The following is a 19282-nucleotide window of genomic DNA, read 5'->3' on the forward strand; positions in this document are numbered from 1 at the left end:
GATTCAGCACAGGTGCGCTCCCGGGGCATCCAGCGGCGAGACCCAGGCCTCGCTGTCCAGACCGGCGGCCGCGAACGCGGCACGCACCGGCGCCGCCGCGGCCCTGGCGCGGTCGGCATCTTCAAACCAGGCGAACACGCTGGGGCCGGCACCGGAAATACCGGCACCCATCGCGCCGGCCGCCAACGCCGCCGCCTTGGCCGCATCGAAACCGGCAATCAGCCCGGCACGGCGCGGCTCCACCAGCACATCGCGCAGGCCGGCCCGTACCAGCTCCGGATCACTGCGATGGCAGCCACTGAGCACCAGCGCCAGGTTGGCGCTCTGCGCCACGAACTCGCCCAGTGCATAGCTGCCCTGCAGCGCCTGCCGCGCACGCCGCGTTTCCAGCACCGCGTGCGGGTGCACCAGCAGGCTGTGCCAGCTGGCCGGTACCGGCACCGGCACCAGGCGATCTGCGGTGCACAGCGCCAGCCCGCCCAGCAGCAGAGGGCCGACGTTGTCGCCGTGGCGCCCGCCACTGGCCACGGCCTCGCCATCCAGCGCATGCGGGTACAACGCGGCGCGCGGCAGCGGCGAATCCAGCAGCGCGTTGGCGGCCACCAGTGCGGCCACGCACGAAGCAGCCGAACCGCCCATACCCGAACCGAACGGAATGCCCTTGTCGATCTCGATGGCGAAGCCGAATTCCAGGCCCAGCGCTTCGCGCAGCGACATCAGCGCCGCACCGGCCGTGTTGCCGGCGGCGTCCAAGGGCAGTGCCACCTCGCTGCCGCGGATTGCATCGATACGTACCAGCGGGTCGGCAATGCGGCGCACCGTCACCGTATCGCCCACCCCGGCCATGGCATGGCCGAGGATGTCGAAGCCCACGGCCACGTTGGCCACCGAGCCCGGCGCAAATGCACGTGCGATCACAGCCGCGCTCCTTCGCCAGCCGCCACCCGCAGCAGGTCGGCGAAGACGCCGGCGGCGGTCACTTCCGGGCCTGCACCCGGGCCCTGCACCACCAGCGGATTGTCACAGTAGCGGCGGGTACGGAACTGCACCACGTTGTCGGTCAGGCGCAGGTTGGCGAAAGCGTGGTCGGCCGGCAGCTCCTGCAGGCCCACCGATGCACCGTCGGCCCCAAGTCGTGCCACGTAACGCAATACGGCGCCACGCTCACGCGCGGCCTGCAGCCGGGCCAGCAGTTCCGCATCCGATTCGCCCAGCCGCGCCATGAAGTCCTCCACGCTGCCCTCGCGCAGCGCGGCCGGCACCAGGCTTTCCACCTGCACCTGTTCCAGGCTGAGCGCATGCCCGGCCTCGCGGGCCAGGATCACCAGCTTGCGCGCCACATCCACGCCGGACAGGTCATCACGCGGGTCCGGTTCGGTGTAGCCCATGGAACGCGCCTGCGCCACCAGTTCCGAGAACGGCTGGCTGCCGTCGAACCGGTTGAACAGCCAGGCCAGCGTGCCGGAGAAGATGCCTTCGATCGCCAGCACTTCATCACCGGTGTCCACCAGGTCGCGCAGCGTGGTGATCACCGGCAGGCCTGCGCCGACCGTGGCTTCATAGCGGAAACGTGCGCCGCTGGCTGCCGCGGCCGCACGGATGCGCTGGTAGCGTGCCAGCGGGCCGGCGCCGGCCTGTTTGTTCGGAGTGACCACATGGATGCCCGCCGCCAGCCAGTCGGCGTAGCGCTCGGCCACCTCGGCGCTGCCGCTGCAGTCGATCACCATCGCATGTGGCAGGTGCGCGGCCAGCAGGTGCTCGGTGAAGGCATCCAGATCGCTGGCCTGGCCGTTCTCCTGCAATGCTGCGCGCCAGTCGGCATGCAGCACCTCCGCCTCCAGGCGCATGCGCGAGCGCGAGGCCAACGCGCGCACGCGCAGATCGACATTGGCCTTGGCCAGCAGCTGCGGGCGCGCCGCCAGCAACTGGTCCAGCAGTGCCGCACCCACGTTGCCCGGACCGATCACGCCTACCGCGAACGTCTGCGGCGACAGCCAGAACCCGGCATGGGCGGCGCGCAGCGCGCGCGGCGCATCGGCACTGGACACGGCCACCGAAATGTTGCGCTCCGACGAGCCCTGCGCGATCGCCAGGATGTTCACCTGCGCGCGGCCCAGCGCTTCGAACAGGCGTGCGGCCACACCCGGTTGGCCGGCCATGCCGTCGCCCACCGCAGCCAGCACGCTCACATCGCCACTGACCTGCACCCGCTGCACCTGCCCCACCGACAGTTCGTGGGCAAACGCCTGCAGCAGCGCCTCGCGGCCGCGCGCGGCCTCGGCGCCGCGCACCACGCAGCAGATCGAATGTTCAGAGGACCCCTGCGAGATCATCACCACCGATACATGCGCCTGGCGCAAGGCCGAGAACACTCGTTCGGCGGTACCCGGCACGCCCATCAGACCGGTGCCCTCCAGGTTCAGCAGGGCCAGGCCCGGGCTTAGCGTCAGCCCCTTCACCGGCCCGCGCGGCGAGCGCTCGGCACTGATGCGCGTGCCCGGATGCAGCGGCTGGAAGGTGTTGCGGATGATGATCGGCATGCCCAGGCGGATTGCCGGCGACATCGTCTGCGGATGCACCACCTTGGCGCCGAAGTACGCCAGTTCGCAGGCTTCGTCGTAGCTCAATGCCTCCAGCTGCACCGCTTCGGGCACCAGTCGCGGGTCGGCCGACAGCACGCCGTCCACATCGGTCCAGATATGCAGCTCATCGGCGTTGAACAGGGCGGCGAAGATCGCGCCGGAATAGTCGCTGCCGTTGCGGCCCAGCGTGGTGATGCGATCCTGGCGGTCGCGCGCCACGAAACCGGTCGCCACCACGCGCGCCTGCGGGTGCTGCAGGCGCCAGTTGGCCAAGCGGTCGGCACTGGCCTCCCAGTCCACGTCCACGCCCAGTTCGCCATGGCCGACCACCAGCACGTCACGCGCATCCAGCACCGCGCAGTCTTCGCCCAGCGCCCGCAGGTGGCTGCCCAGCAGCTGCGCGGAAAACACTTCGCCCAGCCCCTGCACGCGATCCAGCACTTCGCGCGGCAGTTCGCCGATCACCGCCAGCGCGGCCAGCACCTCGGCCAACTGGTCAAAGCGTGCATCGATCCATTCCACGGTCTCGCCCACCTGTTCGCCCAGCAGCGCCACGGCCGCACCGCGATGGCGCGCGCGCACCGCATGCCAGGCATCGCGCCAGCCGGCGTCGCCGTGTGCGGCCAGCTGGGCCAGTTCGATCAGCGCATCGGTCACCCCCTTCATGGCCGACACCACGGTGACCTGCAGCGCTTCGGGGCGGGCCAGCAGCAGCCCCGCTACGTGGCGATAGCGCTCGGCGTCGGCCACCGAGGTGCCGCCGAACTTGTGCACGACAGTGGACGGCGCAGCCAGATCGGCGTGGGCAGCGGAATGAGCGGGGGCGTTGGCAGACATGCAGACCTCATTGGGAGGCCCCGTCGCATGCAGGTGTCGAGTTTCCCCGCCACCTGGATGGTGCGGGGCCGTGGTTTTCGGGAGTTACACGAAGACGACGGGCCGCACCAGGGCAGTGGTGACGGTGGTAATGGTGGTAATGGTGGTGATGGCGACCGGCGCAGTCGAGCGGCCCGCGGTGGCGGGGGCGATCAGGCTGGCAAGGGCGGCATCGAGAACCATGGCGCACAGAAAACACTGTGCGCCGGGGGGCTGTCAAGTGCTGCAACGCAAAAATGTTGTGCGGCGATCATCTGCCAACATGCCGCCATTTGGTTGCATCTGTGACGAAGCGGCGATCAGCGCGCGCAACGCAGGCAATCAGCCCGCATGTTCGGCGATCGCGCGCGGGGCGCGATGCGCGTGCGCACACAGCAGCACCCCGGCCACCAGGCAGACGATGGCCAGCGCCTCCAGCAGGGTCGGCCAGCGCCACTGCCAGGCGAACGCGTACAGCAGCGCGAACAGGGTCTCGAACACGATCATCTGCCCGGTCAGGGTGAGCGGCAACAGGCGGCTGGCGCGGTTCCAGAAGGCATTGCCGATCAGCGAGGCGAACACCGCCACCCCTGCGCTGATGCTCCAGAACAGCGTCCACTGCGCCGGGGTGTGCGCCGCGGCCTGGCCCATGAAGGCCATCGGCACCAGCAGCAGGGCCAGGCCACCGGTGGTCACGCCGGTCAGCATGGACCAGTCATGGCTGGAAAGATCCGGCCGCCGCGCCAGCCAGCGGCTGTTGCCCACCGAATACACCGCCCACGAGAACAGCGCACCAAACGCACAGATCAGGCCCAGCACGCGCTGTCGCCACGGCGTCGCCAGGTGCTCGGACATCAGCGACTCCCAACCCACCAGCGCCACGCCGAGCACGCACAGCGCCAGCGCCGGCAGCAACTGCTTCAACGGCACGGCACCCTGCTCGCGCACGCCGACCAGGGTCACCACGACCGGGATCAGGCCGACGATGAGCGAAGCCGCCGCGCCACCGGCCCACTGCACGGCGGTGGCCAGCAGCAGGAAATACACCAGGTTGCCGGCCAGGCTGAGCCAGAGCAGGCCCAGCCATTCGGCGCGGCCCAGCTTCGGCGCCAGCCGCTTCCAGCGCGGCAGCAGCAACACCAGGGCAATCAAGCCGTAGACCAGGTAGCGGCCGGCCGACAGTTGCAGGGCATTGAACGAACGCAGCACAGCGGGAGCGAGGAACACCACGCCCCACAGCGCGCCAGCGGCAACGCCATTGGCGATGCCCAGGGCCATCGGGTTGTTGCGCATGAATACATCGTCGGGGCAAGGACAGGCCGCGCAGTGTAGGCGGCGCTGCCGCGCGCGTCTTGACCGAGGCTATTGCCCTGCCCCATGGCCGCGGCCTTGCCCGCTCTTCGGGGCGTCGAGCTTGCTCGACGGCTTTTGCCCCCGCTCTTCGTAGCGTCGAGCTTGCTCGACGGCGTTCCAGCAAGAGCCGTCGAGCAAGCTCGACGCTACCAAAGCCATTCGCCGCCCGAGTCCGGTCGTTCCGCCACAAGACCATGCCGCCCGAATCAGGGCAATTCGCCGCAGCCCCACACCGCTCAGATCAGAGCCCTTCGCCCCGCCGCCAGGCGGCCGGGGTCATCCCCGTCTCCCGACGCAGTGCGCGGGTCAGCGCGCTCTGCTCCGAATAGCCCGCCGCCAGCGCGATCTGGCTGATCGGCGCGGCGCTGGTCAACAACTGGTGCTTGGCCCACCGCAACCGGTTGGCACTCAGCCACGCCTGTGGGCTGACCCCGAATTCGCGCAGGAACAGCGCATGCAGGCGACTTTCACTCACCCCCACAAATCCCGCCATGCGCGCCACCGGCCAGGGCTGACCAGGTTCGCGCTGCACCGCCGCGCACAGACCCTGCAGCCGCGCACCGCTGCCGGCCGGGGCGAAGGCATGTAACAGCTCCGGCAACAATTCCGGCACTGCCTGCCCCGCTTGCACATGGGCCAGCCGCTGGCGCAGGCGCTGCGGCAGGTGCAGCCAGCGCTGTCGGCACAGATGTTCCTGGGTGGCGTCGTCCAGCACGCCGGGGCCGCAATCGACGATCACGAAACCGTTCGGCCCGTGCGCCATCTGGTCGTGGGCCTCGCCAGCGGCCACGAAGGCGCCCTGCAGCAGGTCCAGACGGCCGCCGTGGCCTTCCATCTCGAACTGCAGTTCGCCCTGCAGCGGCAGCACCCACTGCGCGTAGTCGTGGCGGTCCAGGCCGGTGGCCTGGCCGTAGTGCCGCAGGTGGAAGATCGCGCCCATCCGGGCAGTGTGCGCGCGACGCAAGGCCCCTGCAATGCCGAATCGCGCCGCGCCCTAGCCGTCGGTCCCCAGGAAGGCGAAGGGCTTGCTGGGCTGGAAATGGGACAGCGCATCACCGGCAAAGGTGTTGCGCTGGTCCGGGCCCAGGTCCAGCTTCAGCACCGGCCCGCCGAAGTCGATCTTGTTCAGATCCACCCAGAACGTATTGGGCGTGAGGGCCGATTCGAAGAAGTACAGGCGCCGCTTGTGGTCGGCCACCGTGCGCCAGCGGGTGGAAGAAATGTTCGGCTCGCCCGGCGTGGTAATGCCGTAGGGCACCGATGCGTTGCGGATCACGCTGAACACACTGGCCAGCGCGACCACCGGGTCTTCGGCCTTGGGAATGGCGTTGATGTAGAACGACGCGCGGGCGAAGCGATCGGCCGAGCGGTTGGTACCGGGCAGCATCACCGTGCCGCCAATCTGCTTCCAGTAGGCATTCAGGGCCAACTGCTCATCGAATATGGGCGAATTGGTCATCACCTGGTAGCGGCGATCATGGTGGATCACCTGGCGCCCGCCGATGTACTCGACGATGGCGCTGTCCCCAGTGGCATCGGACAGGGACAAATGCAGCGTGGCCTGGCGGTCTTCGCCGGGCACCTTGTCGGTCACGATCGAGTACGGCTCGCGCTCAAGCGCAGCCACCGCTTCCTGTACCGTCGCGAAGTTGTCCAGCACGTACTGCGCCCACAGCGATATGGCCAACCCCGGCTTGTTGCTGCGGCTCTTCGGGTACTCCGATTCCACCAGCCACAGCAGGTTGGCGACCAGACCCTTCTCGTTCATGCCATCGGTGGTGGACACGTCGTAGCCGGTGGCCACCACGCTGCCGTAGCGTGCCTTCCAGGCAATCGACTTCGGCCCGGCCTGGCCGTTGCGTTCGATGCCCCGCGGAAGAACATACAGGTTGGTGGCTACATCCACCTTCCAGTCCATGGAGCGGGCGGTGATCACATCGCCGTTGTCCCCCAGGTACACCGCGCGCGTGCACGCCAGTGCCGGTGAAACCGCCGCTGCCAGCGCCATTGCCAGCATCGCCCTGCCCTGCCACTTCATGCGCGCCATGTCGTGCTCCATTCCCCGGGGATCAGCCGATGAAAGCGCGGCGCTTGTGACCTGCGGGTGAAGCCGTCTGCGTGGAGCGCGCCTTACAAGGACGGCTGCACGATCTGCGCCAGCAGGTCGATGGCGGTGGGGCCGCCGGCATCACCGTCCAGCGTGCGTGCGAAACCAGACCAGTCGCCGGCGGCCAACTGCCGCAGCAGAGACGCCTCGACCGGCAGCACCCGCATCGACCAATAGGGAAACTGACGCTGGCCCAGATGCCCGCGCGCCAGCTCCATCAGGTCGTGGTGACTGCCGGCGCGCAGGATCCGCTCGTACACCGAATCGATGCCATCGGGCGGGCCTTCGATGTACTGCAGGAACCGCTGGCCATCGTTGAGCAGCACGCCGGTGACGCCCGCCATCTTGTTGAAGCGTGCCGCGTCATCCACCAGCGCGTGCATGCGTTCAACCGGAAGATCTGCCTTTGCCTGGCTGACATAGGCGATGGCGCACAGTGGCATGAGGCGTCCTTGACCAGAGAGACACCCACCGTAGCAGTTGCGGACGGATGCGTCTCAATCGCCGCCGGAACTTGCTGAAGAATTCAGGAAACGGCGAGTGCGCGGCCGTCGACGCGGCGCGGCAGGATCGCCTCGAACACCACCTGGCCCGCTTCGTTGCGTGCGGTCAACCGCCCGTGATGCGCGCGCACGAACTGATCGGCGATGTACAAGCCCAGCCCCAGACCCTTGCTGGGGTGGAAGCTGGCCTTGAACGGTTCGAACAGGCGCGGCAGCAGCGCTGCATCGATCTGCCCGGCGTTGCGCACGCGCAGGGTGACCGTGTGTGCATCACGGCCATCCACCTGTACCTGCACGGCCGAATCCCCACCATGGGTCAAGGCGTTGCCCACCAGGTTCGCCGCGATCTGGCCCAGCCGGTCCAGGTCGCCCTGCAGGCCGCCATCGCCGTTCTGTTCGAACTGCAGCCGCGTACTGCCATGGGCACTGCCCGCCTCGGCCAGTACCGCGCGGGTCACCTCGGCCAGGTCACAGGCGGCCGCATCCATGCGCAGCCCGCCCGTGCGGATGCGCGAGAAGTCCAGCAACTGCTCCACCATGCGCGCCATGCGCACCGTGCTGGCCTCCAGATGCTTCAGGGTCTGCTGCGCCGACGCGTTGTCCGCCGGCAGCTCCAGACTCAGCTTGTCGGCACACAGCAGGATCGCCGACAGCGGGGTGCGCAGGTCGTGGGTCAGCACCGCGGCCATGGTTTCGTTGAGCTTGAGCGCACGCTCCAGCGCCTCGTTGCGGGCCTTCAGCAACTGCCGTTGCTGGTAGAGCTCGATGAACACACTCACCTTGCTCAGGATCACCTGCGGGGCCACCGGCTTGTGCAGGAAATCCACCGCACCGGTTTCATAGCCCTTGAACGCGCGTACCGGGTCGTCCGGCGAAGCGGTCAGGAAGATGATCGGCACATCGCGGCTGCGCTGCGAGCCGCGCATCAGTTCGGCCAGGGTGAAGCCATCGATCTCGGGCATGTGCACGTCCAGCAGCGCCAGCGCCACTTCGTGCTCCAGCAGCAGCTCCAGCGCCTGCGCACCGGAACCGGCCAGCAGCAGGTTCACACCGTCGCGGCGCAGCAGCGCCTGCATGGCTACCAGGTTCTGCGGCACGTCATCGACGATCAGCAGGTTGACCGGCGACTGCGTCGGGGCAGGCTCGGGCGGCAGCAGGTTCATGCGAAAACTTCCTTCAGGTGGCGGCACAACAGATCAAGGGACAGCACGGCGTCAGCGCCGGCGTGCTGCAGGGCGGACGCTGGCATCATCGATGCCTCAGCCTCCTCGGGGCATTGCAGCCAGGCGCGACCACCGGCGTTGCGCACCGCGGCCACACCTTCGCTGCCATCGCTGCTGGCCCCGGTCAGCAGCACCGCCAGCACATCGGGGCCGAATACCGCCGCCGCCGATTCAAACAGTGGATCGATGGCCGGCCGCGAGAACAGCACCGGTGCATCCATCGACAGCGCCACGCCACGGGTGTCTTCCACCAGCAGGTGGTAGTCCGGCGGCGCGAAGGTCACCGTTCCCGGCTGCAGCGGCTGCTTGTCCTCCGCCTCGCGCAGGGTGACCGCGCAGTACGGCGCCAGCACCTCGGCAATGCGGCTGCTGCGATCGCGCGGCAGGTGCAGCACCACCAGCACCGGCACCGGCAGATCGGCTGGCAGTGCGCCCAGCACCTGCTGCAACGCGGCCACGCCCCCTGCCGAAGCGCCGACCACCACCAGTGCCGGATGCGGCCCGGGCATCAGGCCACCTTCCGGTACAGGCGATGTTCGCGCGAACAGACTTCGAACGCGCCGTGATGGATACCGAACTGCAGCGATTCCTTGCTGCCCAGGCCGAGGAAGCCCCGGTGCACCAGCGCTTCGCGGAACAGCCCGACCGCACGGTCCTGCAGATCGCGGTTGAAATAGATCAGCACGTTGCGGCACGACACCAGATGCACTTCGGAAAACACCGTGTCGGTGGCCAGGCTGTGGTCGGCGAACACCACGTTGCGACGCAGCTGGCGATCGAACACCGCGCCATCGTAGGCGGTGGCGTAGTAGTCAGACAGTGAACCTGTGCCGCCGGCGGCCAGGTAATTGCGGCTGAACTGTGCCAGCCGGTCGATGCCATACGCGCCGGCTTCGGCAGTGGCCAGGGCCTCGGGATTGATGTCCGTGGCGTAGACGATGCTGCGCTCGAGCAGGCCTTCCTCGTGCAGCAGGATCGCCAGCGACCAGACTTCTTCGCCCGTGCTGCAGCCGGCCACCCACAGCTTCACCGACGGCCAGGTGCGCAGTACCGGCACCACCTGCTCGCGCAGCTCGCGGAAGTAGGCCGGATCGCGGAACATCTCCGACACCTGCACGGTGAAGAACTGCATGGCCTGGGCAAACAACTCCGGCTCATGCAGCAAGCGGTACTGCAGGTCCACCAGCCGTTCGCACTCGTAACGCTGCATGGCCTGGCGCACGCGGCGGCGCAGCGACGAAATGGCGTAGCTGCGGAAGTCGTAGTGGTAGCGCTGGTACAACGCTTCCAGCAGCACCTTCAGTTCCAGGTCGAACAGCGCCTGTTCGTTCATTGCCGCGAGCACCACACGCGGCACAGCGACACCAGCTTGTCCACGTCGATGGGCTTGGCGATGTAATCGTTGGCGCCGGCCTGCAGGCAGCGCTCGCGGTCATCGGGCATGGCCTTGGCGGTCAGCGCGATGATCGGCAGGTCCTGCAGGTGCCGCTGCGCGCGGATCTCGCGCATGGCGGTAAGGCCATCCTTCTCCGGCATCATGATGTCCATCAGCACCAGGTCCACCTCGCGCTGGGCCAGGCGATCCACCGCTTCCTGGCCGTTGCGCGCGATCTCCAGGCTCACGCCCAGCGGTTCCAGCACGCTGGACAGGGCGAAGATGTTGCGTACATCGTCTTCGGCCAGCAGCACGGTGCGGCCATCCAGCACGGTGTCGCGGCGGCGCGCCTCGCGCAGCAGGCGCTGCTGGTCGCTGGGCAGGCTCGCCTCCACGCTGTGCAGGAACAGGGTCACTTCATCCAGCAGCCGCTCGGGCGAACGCGCGCCCTTGATGATGATGCTCTTGGAATAGCGGCGCAGGCGCTGCTCGTCCTCGCGGCTGAGCGCGCGGCCGGTGTAGACGATCACCGGCGGGAAGCCGACATCATCGTTGCCGGCCATGTGTTCCAGCAGGTCATAGCCACTGCCATCGGGCAGGGCCAGGTCCATCACCATGCAATCGAATGTGACTGTGCTCAGCTGCTGCAGCGCCTCGGCCTGGGTACCCACGGCCACGATCTGCAGCTGGTCGCGGCCCAGCAGCAGTTCCAGGTTGTGCCGCAGGTCGCTGTCGTCTTCCACGATCAGCAGGCGGCGCACGTCGCGCTGGCTGGTCTGTTCCAGCTGCTCGATGGCCGCCACCAGGCGTTCGCGGGTGGTTGGCTTGATCGCAAAACCGATCGCGCCCAGTTCGCGCGCCACCTGGCTGCGATCCATCGCCGACACCACATGCACCGGAATGTGCCGCGTATCCGGGTTGCGCTTCAGTCGCTCCAGCACGCTCAGGCCGGACACATCCGGCAAGCCGATATCCAGCAGGATGCCGTTCGGGCGCAGCTCCACGGCCAGCGCCAGCGCCTCTTCGGCCGTGGTCGCCACCACGCAGTCGAAGTCAAGCTCGTGGGCCAGCACCACCAGCGCTTCGGCGAAAGTCGCATCGTCTTCCACCGCCAGGATCAGGCGGCCGCCGTGGCGGCGCTGGCCACGGTCATCGGCCACGGTGCGCACTGGCGCGGCGGCGCCCTGGGCACCCGCCGGCGGCGGCGCGGGTGCATGCACGGCAGCAGGCGTGGCGGCAACCGGTGCCACATCAGCCGGCGCATGCGGCACCGCTTCAGCCGTTGCCGGTGCGCCCTGCAGCGGCAGCTCCAGGATGAAGCAGCTGCCCCGTCCCGGTTCGCTGTCCACCTGGATATCGCCGCCCATACGCTCAGCCAGATCGCGCGAGATCGACAGGCCCAGGCCGGTGCCACCGTAACGGCGGCGGGTGCTGCCATCGGCCTGGCGGAACGCCTCGAAGATCGTCTGCAGCTGGTCGCGGGCAATACCGATGCCACTGTCGGCCACTTCAAAACGCACGCGCCCATTGCCAGCGGCACGCACGTGCAGGCTCACCTTGCCGTGCTCGGTGAACTTCACCGCATTGGCCAGCAGGTTCTTCAGGATCTGCTGCAGGCGCTGGCTGTCGGCCACCAGCTGGGTCGGTGCCAGTGCATCGGCTTCGATCTGCAGGGCCAGGCCCTTCTGCCGCGCCATCGGCTCGAAGGTTTCGCGCAGGCGCTGCATCACGCTGTCCACCACCACCACTTCGTCGGCCAGCTCGACATGGCCGGCCTCGATGCGCGACAGATCCAGGATATCGTTGATCAGCGCCAGCAGGTCGTTGTTCGACGACAGGATCGCGCGGGCGTACTTCACCTGCTCCTCGGTCAGCGTGCCGTCCTTGTTGTCGGCCAGCAGCTTGGCCAGGATCAGCGAGCTGTTCAGCGGCGTGCGCAGCTCGTGCGACATGTTGGCCAGGAATTCGGACTTGTAACGCGAGGTAGCCGCCAGCTCGTTGCTGTTGCGCACCAGCTGCCCCTGCGCCACCAGCAGCGCCTGCTTCTGCGCTTCCAGTTCGTGGGTGCGCTCTTCCAGCTGCACGTTGCTCTGTTCCAGCTCGGCCTGCTGCTGCTCCAGGTGCCCCTGCGACTGCATCAGGCTGCGGCTCTGCTCTTCCAGCTCTTCGTTGGCCACGCGCAGTTCTTCCTGCTGTGCCTGCAGCTCCTCGCCCTGTCGCTGCGATTCTTCCAGCAGCACCACCAGCTGCGCGCGCAGCATTGACGCGCGCAGTGCCATGCCCACGGTTTCGCCGCAGCGTTGCAGCAGTTCGGTGTCCAGCGCGGTCTGCTGGCCCGGGCTGCCGCGCCCCAGCTCGATCACACCCACCAGGCTGCCGTCGCTGCTGATCGGCGCCAGGATGCGTTCGCGCACCGCAATGCGGCCCAGGCTGGATTGCAGCTCCAGCGCCTGCGCATCACTGCCGGACACATGCAGCACGCGTGCATCGCGGGTCACCTGGCCCAGCAGCCCCTCCTGCACGCCCACGGCACTGGCAATGCCGCTGGGCAGGGCCACACCGCCGGTCAGCTGCAACCGCCCACCTTCCAGGCGGTAGAGCACGCCCACCTGCGCCTGCAACTGTGCCGCCAGGCTGGACATGGCCGCCTCGGCAATCTGTTCCGGGCCCAGGTCGCCACGCAGGCTCATGGCCACCGCGTTCTCCGCTTCCTGCAGCCACAGCGCGCGCATGGCCTGGCGCCGCGCTTCGATGGCGCGCGACACGATCAGCGCGATCATCAGGAAGGCCACGCCGCCAATGCTGCGGTTCACGAACGAGAACGCCGAATTGCTGCTGGCCGGCGCCACGTTGTAGCCGATGGCCAGCAGCCCGCAGGCGATCACCGCCACCATGAACGGCACCCGCGCACTGCGCTGGAACACCGTCACGCCCACGGCCATGAAGTAGGCCAGCCAGACCGCGTAGCCCAGCGGCACCACCAGTTCCATCGCGGCGGTTGCCGCAAGCAGCACAGCTGAAGCCGTCCAGATCCAACGGTCGCGTAGGGTTGCACCAGGACGCATGCGGCGTGATTCCAGTGGGAAAAAGGGCAATGAGGATACCCCGTGTCGCATTCAGCCGCATACGACGAATGGCACACGCAGCGCCTGCACATATCCTTCACGCTACGCTGCCTAGGGTCTGCGCCCTTACAGGGGCTTTTTCTATTGACGTGGTCGCTGCCGCATTCACGGATTCCGCACTGACGGATCCCTCACGACAACTGCGATTGCTGATTGACAGCGTGCATGACCATGCGCTGTACCTGCTCGATCCCGACGGCATCATCTGCAGCTGGAACCCGGGCGCGCAGCGCATCAAGGGCTTCTCTGCCGAGGAAGTGGTGGGCACCCATTTCGGCCGCTTTTACCTGGCCAAGGATCGCGAGGCCGGCGAGCCGCAGCGCCTGCTGCAGCAGGCCGCGCGCGAGGGCCACCATGCCAGCGAGGGCTGGCGGCTGCGCAAGGACGGCTCCTCGTTCCGCGCCAGCATCGTGATCGAGCCGGTGGTCGAGCAGGGCCAACTGCTGGGCTTCGTCAAGATCACCCGCGACATCACCGAAAGCTGGCAGGCCCAGCGGCTGCTTCGCGATGCCCAGCGGGCGCTGCGCCAGACCCAGCAGTTCGAGACCGTCGGCCGGCTCAGCCGCGGCTTGTCGCACGAATTCAACAACCTGCTGACCACCATCGGCAATGCCATCGACCTGGTCTCGCTGCGGGTCGGCCAGGACGCGCGGGCGCAGGAGCTGCTGGCCAGCGCCCAGGCGGCGACCGACCGTGGCGCCCTGCTGACCCGGCAGCTGCTGGCGTTCAGTTCCGGGCAGACCCTGGTGCGCGACCGGGTGGACATCAATGCCTTGATCGGTGGCCAGCTGGAGGCCCTGCAGCGGTCCTGCCCGACCGGCATCGGCCTGGACACCTCGATGACCCTGGGCCTGCCGCCGGTCTGCCTGGACCGCGCGCAGCTGGAAACCGCACTGACCAACCTGGTCGCCAATGCGGCCGAAGCAACCCCGCCGGGCGGGCGCGTGCGGATTGCCACGGCGCTGGAGCGACGGCTGGACCCCGACGCCGACGGGCACAGCGAGCGCGCATACGTTACCCTGCGTGTCCACGACGAGGGCCGTGGCATGGCGCCGGAAATCGCCGAGCGCGCCAGCGAGCCCTTCTTCACCACCAAGGACATTGGCAAAGGCAGCGGCCTGGGCCTGAGCCAGGTGTTCGGTTTCACCACCCAGAGCGGCGGTTTCGTCGACGTGGCCACCACCCCCGGTGTTGGCACGACGGTCAGCCTGCTGCTTCCTGCATTAGAGGACTCCACCCATGACCGATGATCCGATCCGCGTATTGATGGTGGAGGACCAGACCGATCTGCGCGAGATGATCGGCTTGGCGCTGCGCGATTTCGGCATCGACGTGGAAACCACCGCCGATGGCCACGAAGCCGTGGCCCTGCTGCAGAGCGGCACCCGTTTCGACGTGGTGTTCAGCGACATCAGCATGCCCAACGGCATGTCGGGCATTGAACTGAGCGAGCACGTGGCCCGCGACCAGCCGCACGCGCGCATGATCCTGTCCTCCGGCTACGCCCGCTCGCAGCTGCCGCCGCTGCCCGACCAGGTCGAATTCCTGCCCAAGCCCTACCGCCTGCGCCAGCTGGTGGAACTGCTGCAGCAGCACTGACCCCGCACCGCGCGGCCCGCCGCCCCGGTACGCGCGTACGATCCAACACCCCTGAACCCGCTTCGGTAGAGTCGAGCTTGCTCGACTGCCCCTGGCTTCGGCCGTTCGTAGAGTCGAGCTCGCTCGACTGCTTCTGCCCCATCCGTCGAGCAAGCTCGACGCTACAAAAGCGCCTCGCGTCGCTCCGGGGTGCGGCCGACGGTCCGGGCGACCTCCGTCGAGCAATCTCAACGCTACGCCGCGCCCGCAAACGTCTCGTGGTTCAAATCCACCCAGCCGGTCCACATCAGCTGGATGCCGATGCACAGCAACACAAACGCCACCAGCTGCTGCATCACTACCGCACCGGTCGGGCCCAGCCGCGTAACCAGAAAGATGGAATTGCGCAGGATCAGATAGATCACGCCCACCACCAGCAGCGCCCCGCCCACCGCCACGATCACCCCTGACAGTAGATGCAGCGGCGTCACCGATTCCACATGCGTGCCCAGGGTAATGCACGCGGCAATGGTGCCAGGCCCAGTGGTCAACGGGAACGTCAGCGGAAAGAAACTCTTGCCTTCCAGTTGCGCATCGGCAATTGCCTCGGCCTGCTCCTGCGCCGGGCTGGGCGGGTCGTCGGTGCGCGCGCCCAGCATGCGCCAGCCAGCCGCAGCCACCAGCAGGCCTCCACCGATGCGCACCACCGGCAGGGAAATGCCGAACAGCGACAGCACATAGGTGCCGACCAGCATCGCCAGCACGATCACCACGAAGCTGTTCACCGCGATCTGCCGCGCCAGCATCTTGGCCATCGCGCGGCGGTTGCCCACCGTGGAAACGAAGATCGACGCCGTGCTGAGCGGATTGATGATCGGCAGCAGGGTGACCGGCACCAGGATCAGTTCACCGGCCAGGGTGACAAGCAGAGTGGACAACTGCACGGGCATCTCCGTGGGGCTGGGCAGTTACCAGCGCAGGAACAGGGTGACACCGAAGATGATCAGCACCACGACCAGCACCAGCCAGAGGCCGTGGCGCTGTCTCCAGGTGGGCTTGGGCGTACCGGGGGTATTCATGGCGGAAATCCTTGCGTGGAAGGGATGACCGCAGCGTGCTGGACGCCGTGTGCAGTGGGCGTGGAGATGGGTCGGGCGCTTCAGGTTCGGGCGCAGCGGCCGCTAACCGTGTGAGTACGGACAGGCGACGCGATGCCAAGGAGTTGAGATGACGTTGAGCAGAAGGGACATCGGCGTTGCCCGGCCAAACGCAAGCCCCGATCGGCAGGCCACACCACAATCATTCGCACGGGCATGGCGCAATTCCTTGGCAGTGCTGGCGTTGGCAGTGGCGCTGATGTGCTGCGTCGCCGCCCTTGTTGAAGTGTTCTTCCCGTTCAACAGCGCCCTCACCTATTGGGTCGCCGGCTACATCATAGGTTTTGTTTTCTGCTTGGGTGCCCACGAAATCATTGCCTGGATAACAGGCCAGACGTCAGAGACGTGCCGCTATCTGCAGGCCATCGATCTGACGCATAGCATCCAGATCACACAGCCCGCATCGAAATCAGGCCTGCTGGCAAACAAGCCAATGGTGATGGTCGCCAAAGTAATGGTCTGGATGATGTTCATCGCCATAGTGGGTGCCACATCGGCGGGATTGATGTTCCTGCTCAACATTACCGCCACGCCCGAACTGACCCTCGCAATGATTGTTGGAGCAGCGGTGGCCGGCGAGATCGTCCTGCCCAGTGTGGCCGGTACTCAAGCGGAACGGATCATACGGCTCACACGGCAATCCGCACGCTGCCAGAGACAGCGCGCATCCGCTCCCGAATCCGGGCCAGCTGCGTCGCCACGCCCGAGAACAGCGCAAGGGGTTGTCTGCGATCACACCTTCCCGTTCACCTTGCCACCACAGGGTAAGTGACGCCGCCGGCCCCTCGCTGGAATGGTGCGAGCTTGCTGACCCTCCCTGTTCCACGCCTTCATTCGCCCCATCCCATTTGCATGGTCACCGGCAGCGCCGACCACGGTGCCAGCATCGCATTGGCCCGGATGGCGGCTAGCCTCCCACTGGATGTCGGCCCGCTATCGCCCCCATCGTGAAGGCGTATCCCGCATTCTCCAACATCCCCCGAAGCCGTATCTCTGCGCGCCGTGGCATTTGAAGACCGCGCGACGCGTACAGCGCGTAGACGACGTGACCGTCCGGACCCTGCTCCCTGCGCACGCTGCAATTATTGGTCTCAGAAGCATCAGACCAGATAGCCTTCAGCTTCCCTGGACCTATTGACTGGCCGTTCTTCAAACGGAAGCTGAGCCAACGCACGTTCACAGGATCGTACTTCTCTAGGTCAACCATTGCGCACCTTCAATGCGACGACAGAGATCCTGCAGGACGACCGGATCCAGCCGCGGGTGCTCATCCGCACAGGACATCGGCAGGTCGATGCGGGTTGATCGCCGCACCAACGCCGGGGGTGTGCTGGACAGGTCGATCCACCAACCCTCTGGAAGCCGAAGGCCCAGTCCATTTCTGTCATAGATGTTGATGAAGAACGGCATACCCGGATCTGAACCCCGTCGACTGCTCAGCCAGGGTGGCCACGAATGACACGGGAGGCGCATAGAAGCACTTGCGCCTCGTCCTGCTGCACTTTCAGGAACGAATCAAGCCAACGAATTGCGGCCCCATGATTCTCAATTACTCTTCCCAGCTCATCCGTGAGGCAACGCGCGCACTCCATTCCGCCCGGACTGGGGCAACGACAAGTGCGGCACGAACCCATTGTGGTCGTACTGGATGGCCTGGACTGATACATGATCTTGGCCATAAGGCTCACCGTCTGCTCGTGAAGGGCCATGTTTCCTGCTTCCGGCTGGTCAGCAGAAAGCCGCGTGATGCGCGGCCTCCTGCCGTGTTTCAACGGCGAGCGTTCTGCTTCTCGCCCTGTTTATCCTTGACGTCTCCCTGTTGCCCACCTTCCTGGCTGCTTTGCTGCTGCTTCTGGGGATCCTTCCCTTCCTCTCCATCAGAACCGCCGCCGAGTCCTTCACCACCTGCTTGGCCCTGCCCCTGCTGAGCAGCGCGCTCCGCGTCGCCACCTTCAGCGGGGCGACTGCCTTGACGTTGCTTGACGTTGTTCATTTTTTACTCCGGTACGACCCTATGCCGCCCATTTACAGTCCTCCATGGCGTGTTGGGCCAGCGTGTAGCGGCAGCCCCTTTATGAACAAGGGCGCAAACAGCACAACAACCGAGCGAGTAGAGTCCAAGCTCCCGAAGGAGAGCTGCCATGGAAAGCCGTAGAGACAAAGACTATGTCGACATCAGCCGAGAACTAAGCCACTGGGAACTCGCCTTCAATGCCGGCGCGCTCCCTGCGCTCAATTTTCGCCACGAAGTCGCGCCGATTGTTCGGTTGGCCTGCGACATCTACATCAGGAACCCGCACGGCTCCAGACCCGCTTGGCTGCTCGACCTCAGGGAGCGCCTGCAACGCCGTCCCAGCCTTCGAGGAGATCCTGGTGCGGAAGAGATTGCCGAAGGCTGCTGGAAACTCATCTCGGTGTCACCGCTGTAGATATGGAAGGCTAAAACCGGCGGGATTCGCTGCCTGCGAGCGCGGTCTTTATGATGCGTTCACGCCTACGTGAGACACTCCAGACTCTTGGCTCTTCTCCGGTACGACGACCTTCGTGCCCGTGTCCAGCCCCATACTGGCTAGACACATGCCCGCCTTCGACTCTTTCCGTATCATCCGGATCCGCTCAACATTGCGGAACAATCCAAACTTGGATGGTATTGAAGCCGTCTTCTGCAAATGCTCGGCCTGCGATTACGTGGATCGCCTGTCGGAAGGCCACGGCTTCGCTCGGGGCGCCACCTGCATAGATCTGACCTGCCCCGCCTGCGGCGCTATGGGTGTTGTTCCCATGGATGTACTTCGGGAAAAATGGGCTGAGCAGGTCCGTCGCGACCGCCTTCTTTGGATGGCTGGCATCGACCCGGACGAGCTGTACAGGCCGTAGATCGGAGATCAGCGCTAAAGCCCCCCCCCTGCGACCGGGCAGCAGCCTTCCAAGGTACTTGCCGACGCGCCTGCACCCAACCAGCCATCCGATCCCAGGCACAATGCCGGGTGGCCCCGGTGGCCGGTGGGGTGCCGCGTGAGCGATCAGGAATTCTTTGCGTAGTTGCAGTCCGGACATGTCCGTCGAAGTCGGCGTCGCCCCGACGACTCCTTCTTCCCCGTCAACAGGGATGAGCAGGGCCGTAACGGCCGCGCAACAAGGCTTACGCTCGCCGACCCAACTCCTCGATGTGTCGCTCGATAGCGGCAAGCGCAAGCTGCATGGCATCACCTTTGTTGCGAATAGCGCCCTGCTGCGGCACGTTCACCCTTGCACCATCAACAGTGGCCAGGAAATTGAACAGGTCAGCCATTTCGCTGGTCACCGTTATCTGGAAGCGATGGCCATCGATCACGCCATGCAGCGTTCGACGGTAGCCCTCCGTCCTCATGCCCCTTCCCCTGACTTGGACGATGATCGGCCATGAACGTACGTCGTTGATCCG

Annotated in this window: 20 protein-coding genes; 5 read left to right on the forward strand and 15 right to left on the reverse strand. The window is 66.5% G+C overall.

The window, feature by feature from the left end:
* Positions 1-3 precede the first annotated feature (3 nt).
* From AC06FA_RS08705 to AC06FA_RS08755, 11 genes are all read right to left on the reverse strand, one after another.
* Positions 4-918, reverse strand: a complete 915-nt coding sequence (locus AC06FA_RS08705; protein ID WP_478067946.1) for a homoserine kinase — start codon at positions 916-918, stop codon at positions 4-6.
* A complete protein-coding gene (thrA, locus tag AC06FA_RS08710) occupies positions 915-3419 on the reverse strand; it encodes a bifunctional aspartate kinase/homoserine dehydrogenase I (protein WP_478067947.1) in 2505 nt (834 codons plus the stop codon). The genes AC06FA_RS08705 and thrA overlap by 4 nt, the downstream gene beginning before the upstream one ends.
* A gap of 84 nt (positions 3420-3503) precedes the next feature.
* A complete protein-coding gene (locus AC06FA_RS08715; RefSeq protein WP_478067948.1) occupies positions 3504-3641 on the reverse strand; it encodes a hypothetical protein in 138 nt (45 codons plus the stop codon).
* A 138-nt stretch (positions 3642-3779) separates the two neighbouring features.
* Entirely contained in the window at positions 3780-4730 is a 951-nt protein-coding gene (locus AC06FA_RS08720; protein WP_478067949.1) for a DMT family transporter, read from the reverse strand.
* A 301-nt stretch (positions 4731-5031) separates the two neighbouring features.
* Complete coding sequence (locus AC06FA_RS08725; RefSeq protein ID WP_478067965.1) at positions 5032-5730, reverse strand: helix-turn-helix transcriptional regulator; 699 nt, start codon at positions 5728-5730, stop codon at positions 5032-5034.
* 54 nt (positions 5731-5784) lie between these two features.
* Complete coding sequence (locus AC06FA_RS08730; protein ID WP_478067950.1) at positions 5785-6837, reverse strand: linear amide C-N hydrolase; 1053 nt, start codon at positions 6835-6837, stop codon at positions 5785-5787.
* An 83-nt stretch (positions 6838-6920) separates the two neighbouring features.
* Positions 6921-7340 carry a BLUF domain-containing protein gene (locus AC06FA_RS08735; RefSeq protein WP_478067951.1) on the reverse strand — a complete coding sequence of 140 codons (420 nt, stop codon included), beginning with the start codon at positions 7338-7340 and terminating at the stop codon, positions 6921-6923.
* A gap of 83 nt (positions 7341-7423) precedes the next feature.
* Entirely contained in the window at positions 7424-8563 is a 1140-nt protein-coding gene (locus tag AC06FA_RS08740; RefSeq protein WP_478067952.1) for a hybrid sensor histidine kinase/response regulator, read from the reverse strand.
* Entirely contained in the window at positions 8560-9132 is a 573-nt protein-coding gene (locus AC06FA_RS08745; protein WP_478067953.1) for a chemotaxis protein CheB, read from the reverse strand. Before AC06FA_RS08745 ends, AC06FA_RS08740 begins: the two co-directional genes overlap by 4 nt.
* Positions 9132-9956 (reverse strand): CheR family methyltransferase, encoded by an 825-nt coding sequence (locus AC06FA_RS08750; RefSeq protein ID WP_312709286.1) that lies wholly within the window; start codon positions 9954-9956, stop codon positions 9132-9134. The genes AC06FA_RS08745 and AC06FA_RS08750 overlap by 1 nt, the downstream gene beginning before the upstream one ends.
* Positions 9953-13063, reverse strand: a complete 3111-nt coding sequence (locus tag AC06FA_RS08755; protein ID WP_478067954.1) for a hybrid sensor histidine kinase/response regulator — start codon at positions 13061-13063, stop codon at positions 9953-9955. Before AC06FA_RS08755 ends, AC06FA_RS08750 begins: the two co-directional genes overlap by 4 nt.
* Before the next feature lie 143 nt (positions 13064-13206).
* On the opposite strand from AC06FA_RS08755, the gene AC06FA_RS08760 reads away from it, so the two are divergent.
* Together AC06FA_RS08760 and AC06FA_RS08765 are read left to right on the forward strand one after the other, a co-directional pair.
* Complete coding sequence (locus tag AC06FA_RS08760; protein ID WP_478067966.1) at positions 13207-14373, forward strand: two-component system sensor histidine kinase NtrB; 1167 nt, start codon at positions 13207-13209, stop codon at positions 14371-14373.
* A complete protein-coding gene (locus tag AC06FA_RS08765) occupies positions 14363-14722 on the forward strand; it encodes a response regulator (protein WP_108749445.1) in 360 nt (119 codons plus the stop codon). The genes AC06FA_RS08760 and AC06FA_RS08765 overlap by 11 nt, the downstream gene beginning before the upstream one ends.
* A 233-nt stretch (positions 14723-14955) precedes the next feature.
* On the opposite strand, the gene AC06FA_RS08770 is transcribed toward AC06FA_RS08765, so the two are convergent.
* Positions 14956-15645 carry a MarC family protein gene (locus AC06FA_RS08770; RefSeq protein ID WP_478067955.1) on the reverse strand — a complete coding sequence of 230 codons (690 nt, stop codon included), beginning with the start codon at positions 15643-15645 and terminating at the stop codon, positions 14956-14958.
* Positions 15646-15928: 283 nt separating this feature from the next.
* Here AC06FA_RS08770 and AC06FA_RS08775 point away from each other — a divergent pair, with 283 nt between their 5' ends.
* Complete coding sequence (locus AC06FA_RS08775; RefSeq protein ID WP_478067956.1) at positions 15929-16630, forward strand: hypothetical protein; 702 nt, start codon at positions 15929-15931, stop codon at positions 16628-16630.
* 422 nt (positions 16631-17052) lie between these two features.
* On the opposite strand, the gene AC06FA_RS08780 is transcribed toward AC06FA_RS08775, so the two are convergent.
* Positions 17053-17268 carry a hypothetical protein gene (locus AC06FA_RS08780; RefSeq protein ID WP_478067957.1) on the reverse strand — a complete coding sequence of 72 codons (216 nt, stop codon included), beginning with the start codon at positions 17266-17268 and terminating at the stop codon, positions 17053-17055.
* 358 nt (positions 17269-17626) lie between these two features.
* A complete protein-coding gene (locus tag AC06FA_RS08785) occupies positions 17627-17851 on the reverse strand; it encodes a hypothetical protein (protein ID WP_478067958.1) in 225 nt (74 codons plus the stop codon).
* A 148-nt stretch (positions 17852-17999) separates the two neighbouring features.
* Here AC06FA_RS08785 and AC06FA_RS08790 point away from each other — a divergent pair, with 148 nt between their 5' ends.
* Both AC06FA_RS08790 and AC06FA_RS08795 read left to right on the forward strand, forming a co-directional pair.
* Positions 18000-18287 (forward strand): hypothetical protein, encoded by a 288-nt coding sequence (locus tag AC06FA_RS08790; protein WP_478067959.1) that lies wholly within the window; start codon positions 18000-18002, stop codon positions 18285-18287.
* A gap of 148 nt (positions 18288-18435) precedes the next feature.
* Positions 18436-18735 carry a hypothetical protein gene (locus AC06FA_RS08795; RefSeq protein WP_478067960.1) on the forward strand — a complete coding sequence of 100 codons (300 nt, stop codon included), beginning with the start codon at positions 18436-18438 and terminating at the stop codon, positions 18733-18735.
* A gap of 265 nt (positions 18736-19000) precedes the next feature.
* Here the strand turns inward: AC06FA_RS08795 and AC06FA_RS08800 are convergent.
* Positions 19001-19282, reverse strand: a 282-nt coding sequence (locus AC06FA_RS08800; protein WP_478067961.1) for a hypothetical protein, incomplete at its 5' end; no start/stop codon positions are given.

Source organism: Stenotrophomonas sp. Steno-C17, from assembly GCF_056393165.1.

What these genes read in the sequence shown, in the direction of transcription:
- AC06FA_RS08785 (WP_478067958.1), bottom strand. Translation starts at nt 17,851, where the DNA reads ATGAACAACGTCAAGCAACGTCAAGGCAGTCGCCCCGCTGAAGGTGGC.
- AC06FA_RS08725 (WP_478067965.1), bottom strand. Translation starts at nt 5,730, where the DNA reads ATGGGCGCGATCTTCCACCTGCGGCACTACGGCCAGGCCACCGGCCTG.
- AC06FA_RS08735 (WP_478067951.1), bottom strand. Translation starts at nt 7,340, where the DNA reads ATGCCACTGTGCGCCATCGCCTATGTCAGCCAGGCAAAGGCAGATCTT.
- thrA (WP_478067947.1), bottom strand. Translation starts at nt 3,419, where the DNA reads ATGTCTGCCAACGCCCCCGCTCATTCCGCTGCCCACGCCGATCTGGCT.
- AC06FA_RS08780 (WP_478067957.1), bottom strand. Translation starts at nt 17,268, where the DNA reads ATGCCGTTCTTCATCAACATCTATGACAGAAATGGACTGGGCCTTCGG.
- AC06FA_RS08790 (WP_478067959.1), top strand. Translation starts at nt 18,000, where the DNA reads ATGGAAAGCCGTAGAGACAAAGACTATGTCGACATCAGCCGAGAACTA.
- AC06FA_RS08745 (WP_478067953.1), bottom strand. Translation starts at nt 9,132, where the DNA reads ATGCCCGGGCCGCATCCGGCACTGGTGGTGGTCGGCGCTTCGGCAGGG.
- AC06FA_RS08795 (WP_478067960.1), top strand. Translation starts at nt 18,436, where the DNA reads ATGCCCGCCTTCGACTCTTTCCGTATCATCCGGATCCGCTCAACATTG.
- AC06FA_RS08765 (WP_108749445.1), top strand. Translation starts at nt 14,363, where the DNA reads ATGACCGATGATCCGATCCGCGTATTGATGGTGGAGGACCAGACCGAT.
- AC06FA_RS08755 (WP_478067954.1), bottom strand. Translation starts at nt 13,063, where the DNA reads ATGCGTCCTGGTGCAACCCTACGCGACCGTTGGATCTGGACGGCTTCA.
- AC06FA_RS08775 (WP_478067956.1), top strand. Translation starts at nt 15,929, where the DNA reads ATGACGTTGAGCAGAAGGGACATCGGCGTTGCCCGGCCAAACGCAAGC.
- AC06FA_RS08740 (WP_478067952.1), bottom strand. Translation starts at nt 8,563, where the DNA reads ATGAACCTGCTGCCGCCCGAGCCTGCCCCGACGCAGTCGCCGGTCAAC.
- AC06FA_RS08720 (WP_478067949.1), bottom strand. Translation starts at nt 4,730, where the DNA reads ATGCGCAACAACCCGATGGCCCTGGGCATCGCCAATGGCGTTGCCGCT.
- AC06FA_RS08730 (WP_478067950.1), bottom strand. Translation starts at nt 6,837, where the DNA reads ATGGCGCGCATGAAGTGGCAGGGCAGGGCGATGCTGGCAATGGCGCTG.
- AC06FA_RS08715 (WP_478067948.1), bottom strand. Translation starts at nt 3,641, where the DNA reads ATGGTTCTCGATGCCGCCCTTGCCAGCCTGATCGCCCCCGCCACCGCG.
- AC06FA_RS08750 (WP_312709286.1), bottom strand. Translation starts at nt 9,956, where the DNA reads ATGAACGAACAGGCGCTGTTCGACCTGGAACTGAAGGTGCTGCTGGAA.